Genomic DNA, 12,545 nt, shown 5'->3' with positions numbered 1-12,545 from the left:
GCTGAGACTGCGGATTCCGCGTCGCGTTAGCAGTGTGTCGATCGGCTGATCCTTAGCAATCGCGTGGCCCGCCGGGAAGCATCGTCGGAGTGGAGCCCGGTCCGGCTGGGGCTGTTCAGTCGGCAGTCTCGATCCGCTCCGGGGCGATGCCCAGGATGAGCTTCTCCAGCGCGTCCTGGGCATCGCCGAACGTAGCCAGCCAGGTCTCGACCAGGTAGATCTCGCTGTTCTCGTCGATGCCGAGGAAAAATCTGCCCTCATCGAGTTCACCGAGGGGGAAGATGGCGCGCCCGATGGTGTGACTCCAGTCGGCGAAGCGGTCTTCCTCACCGATCAGGTTGTCAGGGTCGAAGTTGGTCACGGCCTCGCACCTCGGACACCGTGAACGGCTCACCCTGACCGTAGGAAACCGCCCAGGACCGAGAGGCCGGATGACCGAGGAGTTTCTGGGACTGACCACCACCGACCACGGGCGCCGCCTAACGCGACCCGGAAGATTGCCAGCCGACTGCTGGAGATCGACCGACACTGCTAACGCGGACCCGGAACCTACAGGCCTCTCTTACCCGTGTGACTCGCACTCTTCGGATGGCGTATGCTGGTGTCAACGACGCGGGGTGGAGCAGCTCGGTAGCTCGCTGGGCTCATAACCCAGAGGTCGCAGGTTCAAATCCTGTCCCCGCTACTGAAGACTCAGGGCCGGAATCCAAGAACGCGGATTCCGGCCCTGAGTCGTATACCGGGTCCTGTACCGGCACGTGTCCCTGATCACATCCGTCCGCGCTCATCCACCCGGCCCACACCACTCGCCGCCGGTCGCTCGCAACCGCAAACCTGGACGGACACGCATTGGACACCTGGGACATATGGGGAGCCGTACCGTGGGCCCTGGAGAGGCGCAGGAGGACGGGTCCGCAGCCGTCCGCACCCTGGCCCGCTTCCTGCCCGCCCTGCTGATCGTCGCCGGCGTCTGCTACGACGTCCTCACTCCGCAGGCCTTCACGGCCGTCCCGTTCTTCACGGTCGCCCCGCTGATCGCCGCGCCCCTCTCCTCGCTGCGCACCACCGTCCTGACCGGCCTCGCGTCCTTCCTCGCCGCCTACGCCGTGCACGTCCGCTTCGGCTTCGGTCCGGACATCGACACGGTCACCGAGGTCCTCACCGTGGTCACCGTCGCCGCCCTGGCCGCCGGCATCAACCGGGTCGTGCGCCTCGGTGACCAGCGCCTGGCCTCCGCCCGCGAGATCGCCGAGGCAGCTCAGCGGGCGGTCCTGCCCGAGCCCGCCGAGCGGATCGGCGGCTTCGAGATCGCGGCCCGCTACGAGGCGGCCCAGGAGGGCACCTTCATCGGCGGCGACCTGTACGCCGTCCAGGACACCCCGTACGGCGTCCGGCTGGTCGTCGGCGACGTCCGCGGCAAGGGCATGGGCGCGGTCGCCGCCGTCGCCGTGGTCATCGGCGCGTTCCGGGAGGCCGCCGAGCAGGAGGCCACCCTGGAGGCGGTGGCGGGGCGGCTGGAGCGGGCGCTGGCCCGCGAGGGCGTCCGGCGCGGCGGCCTCGACGCGTTCGAGGGGTTCACCACCGCCGTACTCGCCGAACTCCCGCACGGTGACGGCACGGTCCGGGTCGTCAACCGCGGCCATCCGCCGCCTCTGCTGCTGCACGGCGACGGCAAGGTGTATGCGGTACGGGTGCCCGAGGCCGCGCTGCCGCTCGGGATGGGCGAGTTGGGGGCCTGGCCGGACCGGGCCGCCGAGCACGTGTTCCCGAGCGGGGCCACGCTGCTGCTGCACACCGACGGCCTCTCCGAGGCGCGGGACGCGCACGGCCGGTTCTACGACCCCGAGCGGCGGCTGGCCGGCCGTGTCGTCACCGCCCCCGGCGCGCTGCTGGCCCGGCTCGCGGCCGAGGTGCGCCGGCACACCGGCGGCGGCATGACGGACGACATGGCGCTGCTCGCCGTTCGACGGCCCTGAGCGCGATCACGCGGCCGCTCCGCGGATGGTCACCCTCGGTGCGCGGACGACCGCCCTCCGCATGACAGCTGAGTCACCATCAAAACGCGTGTGACTCCTGAGCCGAACAGGGCCCAGGGGCAAGTCGACCGCTTTTGACCGTTCCTGGCAGGTAAGTCCATGCTTTGAAAGCTTAATGATCAAGGCGAACAGCTTGGAATCTGACTACCGGGTCTATTAACGTTCGATAACGCAGCGCGGTCGTCCCAGCCGTCACCCGCGACGGCTCCGTGCGCACGCGCCGAATCCCGCAAGGGAACCGGGGAACCACCACCTTGGGGTGAATCGCAAGGCTACCGCCGGGTACGAAACGGTCGGTATACGCGCGTAGGAGACCTTCCCGCTCCGAACCCGTCAGCTAACCCGGTAGGCAGCGGAAGGAAAGGAGTGCGCCCGCGTGGCGTCCAACCGGCCTGCTCCGACAGCCCCGTTCGTGCCCAGCCAGCCTCAACCCGAGACCTTCGGCTACGGCGGTTACCGCACCGACGAGGGCCCCTGGGAGGAGTGGAACCCCACCGAGGAGTCCCTCGCCCCGGTACGCGGCCGGCACCGGGTCGCCAAGCAGCGCGGTGGCGGGCTCGCCCGCAGCTCCACGGTCCTCGGCGTCGGCGTCATCGCCGCCGTCGGCGCGGGCGGCATGGCCAGCGCCCACACGGGCAAGCCGCCGGTCTCCATCTCGCTGCCCGACCTGCCGTCCTCCGTCGACTCCCTGCTCGGCGAGGGCGGTGGCCACCACGCCACCCAGACCGCGCTCAGCAGCGTCACCACGACGACGACCGCCACCGACGCGGACTCCTCCGCCTCCTCGGCCGACGCCGGTGAGGCGCTGCGCAGCCGGATCATCGCCCAGGCCGAGCAGCAGCAGACCCAGCTCGACGTCAAGGCCACCGCCAAGGCCGTGGCCGCCGCCGACAAGGCGGTCTCCGACGCGGAGGCCAAGGCGGAGCAGGCGGCGGCCGCAAAGGCCGCCGACGCCAAGGAGCAGGCGCAGGCCGCCGAGAAGGCGCAGGCCGAACAGAAGCGGCTCGCCGCGCTGGCCAAGCAGTACACGCTGCCGGTCGTCTCCTACACGATCACCGGCACCTTCGGGCAGGCCGGCTCCATGTGGGCCTCCGGCTACCACACCGGCCTCGACTTCGCCGCCCCCACCGGCACGCTGATCAAGGCCGTCCACAGCGGCACCGTCACGGAGGCCGGCTGGGCCGGCTCGTACGGCTACCGCACCATCCTCACCCTCGACGACGGCACCGAGCTGTGGTTCTGCCACCAGTCCTCCATCGGCGTCAAGGTCGGCCAGAAGGTCGCCACCGGTGACGTCATCGGCCGCGTCGGCGCCACCGGCAACGTCACCGGCCCGCACCTCCACCTGGAGGTCCACCCCGGCGGTCAGGCCACCGGCATCGACCCGATGACCTGGCTGCGCGGCAAGGGCCTCAACCCCTGACGGACCCCACTGATCCCCGGCGGCCCTGACGACAACCCCCCGACGTCAGGGCTGCCGGTTCGGTGTACCCGCTCCACCCCGGTGCATTCCGCTTTTACGAGAACTTCGCATCGCGTCGGGATGGGCACACCGGCATCCGGTGTTGGACTGAGGCATGACTGCTTCTTCCGCTTCCCGCTCGCTCCGTAAGCTCGGCGCCTCCGACCTGGAGGTCTTTCCGCTCTGCCTGGGCGGCAACGTCTTCGGCTGGACCGCCGACGAGGCCGCCTCCTTCGCCGTCCTCGACGCGTACACGGCCGCGGGCGGCAACTTCGTGGACACCGCCGACGCGTACACAGCCTGGATCGAGGGCCACAAGGGCGGCGAGTCCGAGACCGTCATCGGCAAGTGGGTCAAGGCACGCGGCAATCGCGAGGACATCGTGATCGCGACGAAGGTGAGCCAGCACCCCGAGTACCCGGGGCTGTCGGGCGCCAACATCAAGGCCGCCGCCGACGCGTCCCTGCGCCGCCTGGACACCGACTACATCGACTTGTACTACACCCACTTCGACCAGCCCGAGATCCTGGTCGAGGAGATCATCGGCGCCCTGGACGAACTGGTGCGGGCGGGCAAGGTCCGGCACATCGCCGCGTCCAACATCACCGCCGAGCGGCTCCAGGAGTCCCTGGACTTCTCCGACCGCGAGGGCCTCGCCCGGTACGTCGCCCTCCAGCCCCACTACAACCTGGTCTCCCGCGACACCTACGAGGGTCCCCTCCAGGACCTGGCCTCCCGCGCCGGCCTCGCGGCGGTCCCGTACTTCGCCCTGGCCGCCGGCTTCCTCACCGGCAAGTACCGCCCCGGTACGACGGTCGACAGCCCCCGCGCGGGCCGCGCGGCCCAGTACCTGGAGACCGAGCGGGGCCGGCAGGTCCTGACCGCCCTGGACGAGATCGCCGAGGCCCACTCCGCCCCGATCCCCACGGTCGCCCTGGCCTGGCTGGCAGCCCAGCCCACCGTCACGGCCCCCATCGCCTCGGCCCGCGCCCTGGACCAGCTCCCCGCCCTGCTGGGGGTGGCGGACCTGGAGCTGACGGAGCAGGAACTGACACGGCTCACGGCGGCTTCCGCCTGACGCTCACCGTCCCCCTAGCCCTTGTACGGGTTGTAGGACGGATACGGCACCGCCGCCCCGTACCACCCGGGTGGCCCGTAGGCCGGTGGCGGGTAGCCCGGCCAGCCGGTCGGGGCGGCGGTGCGGGCCGCGTAGTCGAGGGCGGGGCGGACCAGCTCACGTCGGCTCCGCAGCTCCGTCAGCAGGTGCCGTTCCCGCACCACGAAGTCCGCGCCCGCCCGCCCCCGCTGCCCCCGGCTCCGCAGCAGGGCGAGCGTCGTCGCGTACGCCTCGTACTCGGCGACCGCCCGCCCGGCCGGCTTGCCGAAGTGGTACGCGGCGTACTCCCGGGCCATCTGCCGCGCCCGCATCGATCCCAGGACGAACGGCTCGGCCGCCCCCAGCCACCCGGCGTACACATACGCCGGCAACTCCTCCCGCACGGTCCGCAGCTCCCGCTGCCGCGTCCAGATCGCCAGCCAGGTCAGCAGCCCGAACACCGGCACCATGAACGTGCCGTACACGGCGAAGAACCCGTACTGCCCGAAGGTCGACGACCCGTTCCAGAACGCGTGCATGCTCATCGCGAGCAGCAGTCCGGCGAGCGGTACGAGCACGCGCCGCACCCGCTGCCGTTCCCCGGAGAACGCGGCGATACCGAACCCGATGCCGGTGAGGACGGTGAACAGGGGGTGCGCGAAGGGGGACATGACGATGCGCACGAAGAACGTGGCGGCGGTGACGGAGGCGATGCCGGTGTCGCCGCTCAGCTGGTCGGTCCCGAAGGCCGTACCCAGGTAGAGGATGTTCTCGGTGAACGCGAACCCGGTGGCGGTGACCCCGGCTATCACCATCCCGTCGACGATCCCGGTGAAGTCCCGCCTGCGGAACAGGAAGACCAGGAGCACGGCCGCGGCCTTGGCGGACTCCTCGACGACCGGCGCTATCACGGTCGCCCCGAGCGTGTCCGCGCTGCTCGGATCCGCCGTCGCCGTCGCTATCCACCGCGTCGCGAAGCTGTTGGCGACGATCGCTATCAGCGCGGCCGCACACGCCCCCCACGCGAACGCGAACAGCAGGTTCCGCCAGGGCCCGGGCTGGACCCGGTCGAGCCAGCGGAACGCGGCTATGAGCAGGGGCACGGGAAGCACCGCGAGCCCGAGCCCGACGAGAAATCCCTCCGTGCCCGTCTGCTCCCGCACCAGCGCGAGGATGACCAGGCCGGAGAGGGCGAGCAGCGTGCTCAGCGCCCCGTACCGCACCCAGCGCCGCTGCCACCAGCGGGGATGCCGCAGCCCGGCACCGGTGGGGTCCGGGGGATACGACGGATACGGCGGCGGGAAGGTGGCCACGGCATCGACCCTAACGAGGTGACTCCAGTCGGTGCTGATCGCCCTGCTGCACCGGATGCTGTACGCGACGGAAGAGCAGATCGTTCACCACATGTCCCTTGTCCAGCCCCTGCCCCTCGAAACGGGTCAGCGGCCGGTATCCGGGACGTGCCGCGAAACCGCCTTCGGCCTGGGTGTTCTCGAACGCCGGGTGCGCGTCGAGCACTTCGAGCATCTGCTCGGCGTACGGCTCCCAGTCCGTCGCACAGTGCACGATCGCCCCCGGTTTGAGCCGGGTCGCGGCGAGGTCGAGGAACTCGGGCTGGATCAGCCGCCGCTTGTGGTGCCGCTTCTTGGGCCAGGGGTCCGGGAAGTACACCCGTAGCCCGTCGAGCGAGTCGGGCGTGAGCATCTCCCGGAGCAGGATGATCGCGTCCCCGTTGCCGACGCGGATGTGGGACAGCCCGTTCTGCTCGGCGAGGTTGAGCAGGTTCCCCTGCCCCGGCGTGTGCACGTCGACGGCGAGGATGTTGGTGTCCGGGTCTTCGGCGGCCATCTGCGCGGTCGCCTCACCCATCCCGAACCCGATCTCCAGGACGACGGGGTTGCCGTTGCCGAACAGCTCACCGAGATCGATGACGTGCTGCCCGTCGATGTCCAGCCCCCACTTGGGCCACAGCCGCTGCAAGGCGTCCGCCTGCCCGGCGGTGACCCGGCTCCGCCGTGGCTGGAAGCTGCGGATCCGCCGCTCGAAGTGCGATCCGGCCGGATCGGCGCTGGGCCCGTCCGGGAACCGCGGCTCTCCCTTGGCCCGGCTGTGCCGGACGGACACACCGGGAGCATGCGGGGAGCCCATGCCGGGGACGGTCTCGGCGGGCCTGGGGGTCTCTGGGGCATTGAGCGAGTCAGACACAGTGGAGTCGATTTTACGGCCCGCGCGGGACGGGGCGGCGAGGTCGAGCCCGGGTCACACCGAGCCCAGCATCTCCAGTGCCCGGCGTGCCACCTCCCGCCCGATCGGCAGCGAGGCCGTCGCCGCCGGCGAGGGCGCGTTCAGCACATGCACGGTCCGTGCGCCCTCCTTGATCAGGAAGTCGTCGACCAGCGAGCCGTCCCGCAGCACGGCCTGCGCCCGCACCCCGGCCGCCGCCGGCACCAGGTCCGCTTCCGTCACGGCCGGCAGCAGCCGTCGTACGGCCGCCGTGAACGCCCGCTTCGACACCGACCGCCGCAGCTCCCCGCCCCCGTACCGCCAGTGCCGCCGTGCCAGCGCCCACGCCCCCGGCCAGGCCAGCGTCCCCGCGACCTCCCGGGGCCGTACGACTCCCCACCCGTACCCCTCCCGGGCCAGCGCCGGCACCGCGTTGGGCCCGATGTGCACGCCTCCGTCGATACCGCGGGTGAGATGCACCCCGAGGAACGGGAACGCCGGATCCGGCACCGGGTACACCAGCCCCCGCACCAGCTCCCGCCGCGCCAGCTCGTAGTACTCCCCGCGGAACGGCACGATCCGCATCCCCGGCTCGTCCCCGGCCAGCCGGGCGATCTCGTCGCAGTACAGCCCGGCGCAGTTCACCAGCACCCGCCCGCGTACGACGTCTCCGCGCGCGGTGAGTACGGCCACGCCCCGCTCCGGTCGCCGGTCGATGCGCTCGACCCTGGCCCCGTAGCGGATCTCCGCCCCCGAGGCCTCTCCGAGCTGCCGGGCGACTCCCACGAAGTCGCACACCCCGGTCGTCCCGACGTGTATGGCGGCGAGCCCCCGCACCTCGGGCTCGTACTCCGCGATCTGGGCGGCCCCCAGCTCCCGCACGGGTATCCCGTTCTCCCGGCCGCGCTGCACGAGCGCGTGCAGCCGGGGCAGCTCGGCCCGCTCGGTGGCGACGATCAGCTTCCCGGTGACGGCGTGCGCGACGCCGTACTCCGCACAGAACTTGACCATCTCGGCGGCACCCTTGACGGCGTACCGCGCCTTCAGCGACCCGGGCCGGTAGTAGATCCCGCTGTGGATGACCCCGCTGTTCCGCCCGGTCTGATGCCGTGCGGCCCCGGCTTCCTTCTCCAGCACGGTGACCCGGGTACCGGGCGCGGCCCGGCTGATCGCATACGCCGTGGACAGCCCGACGATCCCCCCGCCGACGACGAGCACATCACAGTCATGAGCAACCCCGGCAGACACCTGCACCACCTCCCACGCTCGATAGTGCACTGCGCCACTGACAGCCACTTCAAACGCGGGTGCGTGCAGCGCGCCCCAAAGGGGTGCTGGGGGTACCCCCGGCCGAAGCCTGCGGGAGGAACCGCGCGACCAGCCCCCACGCACCCGCTCACGCCCTACGACATGACCTCGGCGGACGCTCAGCGCCTCTCACGCCGGCGCCATCAGCAGCGGACGCGCCCGCTCCCGCAGCTCCACCACCCTCGGCTCGTCCCCGTACGGCTCCAGCCGGTGCAGCAGGTCCTTCACGTACTCGGTCGTCCGCGCCGACGAGATCCGCCCGGCGACCTCCACGGCCCGCACCCCCTGCTCGCACGCCGCGTCGAGGTTTCCGGACTCCAGTTCGGCGACAGCGGAGACGACCAGCCGCAGCCCGTGCGACCGCACGAACTCCTCCGTCGGCTTCGACAGCGCCTGCTCCGTGAACCGCCGCACCTGGCGCGGCGCTTTCAGGTCCCGGTAGCACTCGGCGGCATCGGCGGCGAACCGTTCGTATCCGTAGAAACCGAGCCAGGAGGGATCGTTGTCCCCCTCCCGCGCCCGCTCCAGCCACCCCTCCGCGGCCTTCAGCGCGGCCCCCGCCGCCTGCGCGTCACCCGCACGCGCGTGTGCCCGTGCCTCGACCAGCCGGAAGAAGCTCATGGTCCGCGCGGTGGCCAGCCCCCGGTTGCGCTCGACGGCCGCCTGCGCGAGGTCGACGCCCTCGTCGCCGAACCCGCGGTACGTCGCCTGCAACGACATCGATGCGAGGACATATCCGCCGAGCGGCACGTCGGCGGCCGCGCGGGCGAGCCGCAGCGCCTGGATGTAGTACCGCTGCGCGGCCTCCTGCTGGCCGGTGTCGAAGGCCATCCACCCGGCGAGCCGGGTCAGTTCGGCGCTCGCCCCGAACAGCGCCCGCCCGACCTCGTCGGAGTACGCGCCGAGCAGCAGCGGTGCCGCCTCCACCCGTAAACACTCCGGCACCATCGACGAACGCCAGTCGCCGCCCCCGTACTTGGAGTCCCAGCGCCGGGCGTCCTCGGCGGCCTCCCGCAGCTTCTGCACATCGCTGTGGCCGACTTTGAGCGGTGCGCCGGAGGCCTCGGCGGTGTTCGACTCGCGCGCGACCGAACTGTCGGCGGGGGTTATCAGCCATCGCGAGGCGGGCGTTGCGTACGCGCTCACTGCGAACGATCCGGCCAGCGACTGCCAGATGCCGCCGGAGCCGGCCCGGCGGCCGGCGAGGTCGAGCCGGTACAGCTCGGTGGCCGAGCGCACCGCCTGTCCTACGTCCCTGGGAAAGGCGAGGCCCACTTCGGGCGCGGGATCCGCGTCCGCCAGGCCGATCTCGTGGAGCGGCACCGGGCGGCCGAGCTTCTGGCCGATCGCGGCCGCGATGAGATGCGGCGCGGCGCCCTGCGGCACCATGCCCTTCGACACCCAGCGCGCCACCGACGTCTTGTCGTAGCGAAGAGTCAACCCGCGTTGAGCGCCAAGATCGTTGACGCGACGCGCGAGTCCTGCGTTGCTGATTCCCGCGAGGGCGAGAACGGTGCCGAGTTTTTCGTTCGGCCCGCGTTGCTCCCTGGACATGCGCCACCCCTCGACACAGACGGCTGCCGCGCTGGCATAACCACGCGGCATTCGTAAACCCAGCGTAGTTCGCCGCATCCCAAGCGTTAAGGGGCATTGTTCCGGTTGGCGGGATTGTGGTCCGTACGCGAGTGCGGCCCATATACGCACCGTGCACGGCCTGTCGCGTCGTGCCCCCGCCGTGTGGCCGTGCGCCTGTCCGTGCGCTCTTCTCCGGCCATCGGGGGAGCGGTTCCATGGTCCCTGCGTGGGTCGGCCCGCTGTACTGGATCCAGTGGGCTGGGGGGCACCGCCACCTCAATCCCCGCGGGTGGCGGACCGGTCCGGGAGGCGATGCCCGCCTCCCGGACTGTGCGCGTTCGAGTACGCGCGCGTGCGGTGCGCAAAGCATGTACGGAGCGTGCGCACCGCCGCGCCGACCTCGCCGAATTGGCCGAAAATCGACCCCTCCTTCTGTGGGCGATCAACGCTCCTACCACGGGAATTGAGGGCGCGAAGGGCGTTCTGGGGGAGCGTACAGGGGGCGCATTCGCGTCGCAGTCGCCTTGTGCCGTACGGCGGTTCGCTTCTTCCGCGTCTCGTCCGTGGCACTTGCCTGGCACGCGCGCGTGGCCGGTCCTGCGGCAACTCCGGGAAATCTTCCGAGGATCAAAGGCGGCCCCACCGCCCCTCCGGAGCGCGTCCTTCATGGCAGCATGGGGTTCCAGTTCGTACCGTGCATGGTTGTCCACAGCCTGTGGAGGCGTCGATGCGGTGGTTGGTGGGATGGAGCAGCACCGCCTCCGGTGCCGCCACGCTCGGCTCCGCCGGCGCCCTGGGATACGACGGCGAGACCGTCCACCCCGTCGGTTCCCAGCTGCTGTGGGGCGACCCGGACCCGCTCTGGGCGGTCGGCGACTGGCGCCCAGACGAGGTGCGCGTCATCAAGGCGGACGCCCAGAACCGCATCGCCGTCCTCGGCACCTGCGGCGCCACCGACGAGGAGCTGCGCCTGGGCCTCTTCACGGCGCGCGGGGGCGCACTCCGGCATCTGACCGCCTGGCCGGGCAGCTACACCGCCGTCGTCCAGGTCGGCCGCCGGATCACCGTCTGCGGCGACCTCGCGGGCGCCCGCCCGGTCTTCCACACGCCTTGGTCAGGCGGTACGGCCTACGCCACGGCCGCGCTGCCGCTCGCCGACCTGATCGAGGCCAACCTCGACTACGGCCACCTCGCCGCGCTTCTGGCCGCCCCCGACGTACCGGCCGCGGTGCACGACTCGACCCCGTACGAGGGCGTACGGCGCATTCCGCCGGGGCATGCGCTGATCCTGCGCACCGGGGCGCGCGAGGTCGCCGGGTACGAGCAGGTCGCCTCGCTCGCGGTCGCGGCCCCCTCCGCCGACCCCGAGCGTGCGGTGGACGCCGTACGGGACGCGCTCGTAGAAGCCGTACGCGCGCGGCTGTCGGCGCCCCGGCACGTCCCGGACATCGACCCCGGCCCGGTACCCGGTATGGGCCCCGCCGAGCGGCGCGCGGCGCGCGGGATGCCGGTGCCGGGCATCGGCGCCGACCTGTCCGGCGGCCCGGCCTCCGGCACCCTCGCCCTGCTGGCCGCCGGTCTGCCCGGCATGCCCGGCACGGTCCTGGGCCACGGCACGGGTGCCGGCGAGCGCCTCCTCGCGGTCACCTTCAACGACCTCGCCGTCGGCGGCCGCGAGGCGGAACTCGAACGCGCGGGAAACCTGGCGGCCAACCCACGGCTGCACCACGTGGTGGTGACCGGCGGCGAGGACATGCTCCCGTACGCCGACCTGGAGGGCCCTCTGACCGACGAACCGGCGCCGTCCCTCGTGTACGCCGCCAGACACCGCGCCCGCCTCGCCGCCGGCAGCGCCGACCACTTCACCGGCTACGGCGCCCGCCAGGTCCTGGACGCGCACCCCGCGCGCCTCGCCGACCTGCTGATGGACCGCAAGCGCCGGCACCTGGTCCGCCCGGTCGCCGCGCTCGCCAAGGCCGACGGCTCGGTGATGGTGTCCGCGCGCGTGTACAGCGCGGCGCGCCGACTGGCACGTACGCCGTACCGCGCGGGCGTCGAGTCCCTCGCCGAGCGCCTGCTGCGGCGCCGCTTCGACGACCCGGGAGGCGCGGTGGGCGCGTCCCTCGCGGCACTCACCTGGGCGAGACCCGGCCCGGCGGCGCGCTGGCTGACGGGGGAGGCGCTGGCTGAAGTATCGGTTCTGCTCCAGGGGGCGGCGAACCGCTCCGGCGTCGGCCCCGGGCAGCGTCCCGGCGACTACCGCGCGCGTGCCGTCCTCGCCCGCCACGCGGCCGACATCCGCATCCTGGAGCAGGCCGCCGAGATCCGCTCCCAGCGCCTGCACGCCCCCTTCCTCGACAACCAGGTGGTCCGCGCCTGCCGCGATCTCCCCGAGGCGCTGCGGGTGCGGCCGGGGGCCCGCGCCGCCATCCTCCGCACGGTCCTGGAGGGCGCCGGCGTCGCCGACCTCCCGCCGGGCTGGGGCGCCCCCTCCCACGCCTCCTCCGCTGCCGCCACCCGCACGGGCCTGCGCGTGGCGGCCGACGACCTGATCGCCCTCTTCTCGACGCCGTTGCTGGCGCAGGCGGGCCTGGTGGAGGCGAGGGTGGTCCGCAAGGCGCTCCGCGCGGCGGCCTCGGGCGAGCCGTTGCCGCTGGACGGTCTGGCCGACCTGGTCTCCCTGGAACTGTGGCTCCGCCGCCTGCTGTCCCGCCGGGGCACGTGCTGGACGGGGACACCGGCACGCGCCCGTGCGGTCCCTGCGGGGATCCGGCCGATGCGGGGGGCGTTGGCGTCAGGGGCGTGACACGTCGGGGCGGCCTGCTGCTGTCGGGGGCTGCCGCCC

Annotated in this window: 9 protein-coding genes, 1 tRNA gene and 1 riboswitch; of the genes, 5 read left to right on the top strand and 5 right to left on the bottom strand. The window is 72.2% G+C overall.

Features of this window, described 5'->3' with window-relative positions; translation table 11 throughout:
* Positions 1-115 precede the first annotated feature (115 nt).
* The gene (locus AB0N16_RS16400; protein ID WP_365797189.1) at positions 116-361 is read right to left on the bottom strand and encodes an SUKH-3 domain-containing protein; all 246 of its coding nucleotides are present in this window, start codon (positions 359-361) and stop codon (positions 116-118) included.
* Between the two features lie 250 nt (positions 362-611).
* On the opposite strand from AB0N16_RS16400, the gene AB0N16_RS16395 reads away from it, so the two are divergent.
* The 4 genes from AB0N16_RS16395 to AB0N16_RS16380 all read left to right on the top strand — a co-directional run bounded on the left by AB0N16_RS16395 (position 612) and on the right by AB0N16_RS16380 (position 4,576).
* A tRNA-Met gene (locus AB0N16_RS16395) sits at positions 612-685 on the top strand.
* Positions 686-881: 196 nt separating this feature from the next.
* Positions 882-1,976 (top strand): PP2C family protein-serine/threonine phosphatase, encoded by a 1,095-nt coding sequence (locus tag AB0N16_RS16390; RefSeq protein ID WP_365797187.1) that lies wholly within the window; start codon positions 882-884, stop codon positions 1,974-1,976.
* Between the two features lie 268 nt (positions 1,977-2,244).
* Positions 2,245-2,405: riboswitch (cyclic di-AMP (ydaO/yuaA leader) on the top strand.
* 7 nt (positions 2,406-2,412) lie between these two features.
* On the top strand, positions 2,413-3,459 hold the full coding sequence (locus AB0N16_RS16385) for a M23 family metallopeptidase (RefSeq protein WP_365797185.1): 1,047 nt from the start codon (positions 2,413-2,415) through the stop codon (positions 3,457-3,459).
* A gap of 154 nt (positions 3,460-3,613) precedes the next feature.
* On the top strand, positions 3,614-4,576 hold the full coding sequence (locus AB0N16_RS16380) for an aldo/keto reductase (RefSeq protein ID WP_365797183.1): 963 nt from the start codon (positions 3,614-3,616) through the stop codon (positions 4,574-4,576).
* A 14-nt stretch (positions 4,577-4,590) separates the two neighbouring features.
* Here AB0N16_RS16380 and AB0N16_RS16375 read toward each other — a convergent pair whose 3' ends face one another.
* The 4 genes from AB0N16_RS16375 to AB0N16_RS16360 form a co-directional block, all read right to left on the bottom strand.
* Positions 4,591-5,907 carry a PrsW family intramembrane metalloprotease gene (locus tag AB0N16_RS16375; RefSeq protein WP_365797181.1) on the bottom strand — a complete coding sequence of 439 codons (1,317 nt, stop codon included), beginning with the start codon at positions 5,905-5,907 and terminating at the stop codon, positions 4,591-4,593.
* Positions 5,908-5,917: 10 nt separating this feature from the next.
* Positions 5,918-6,799, bottom strand: coding sequence for a tRNA (guanosine(46)-N7)-methyltransferase TrmB (gene trmB, locus AB0N16_RS16370; protein WP_365797179.1), 882 nt, complete (start codon positions 6,797-6,799; stop codon positions 5,918-5,920).
* Positions 6,800-6,853: 54 nt separating this feature from the next.
* Complete coding sequence (gene lhgO, locus AB0N16_RS16365; protein ID WP_365797177.1) at positions 6,854-8,074, bottom strand: L-2-hydroxyglutarate oxidase; 1,221 nt, start codon at positions 8,072-8,074, stop codon at positions 6,854-6,856.
* A 180-nt stretch (positions 8,075-8,254) separates the two neighbouring features.
* The gene (locus tag AB0N16_RS16360; RefSeq protein ID WP_365797175.1) at positions 8,255-9,679 is read right to left on the bottom strand and encodes an MFS transporter; all 1,425 of its coding nucleotides are present in this window, start codon (positions 9,677-9,679) and stop codon (positions 8,255-8,257) included.
* A gap of 748 nt (positions 9,680-10,427) precedes the next feature.
* Between AB0N16_RS16360 and AB0N16_RS16355 the strand changes: the two genes are divergently transcribed.
* Positions 10,428-12,506: an asparagine synthase-related protein gene (locus AB0N16_RS16355; RefSeq protein ID WP_365797173.1), complete on the top strand. Its 2,079-nt coding sequence runs from the start codon at positions 10,428-10,430 to the stop codon at positions 12,504-12,506.
* Positions 12,507-12,545 lie beyond the last annotated feature (39 nt).

The organism is Streptomyces sp. NPDC051105 (assembly GCF_040682795.1).
Classification (GTDB): Bacteria; Actinomycetota; Actinomycetes; order Streptomycetales; family Streptomycetaceae; genus Streptomyces.
This window is presented reverse-complemented; position numbering and strand designations above follow the sequence as displayed.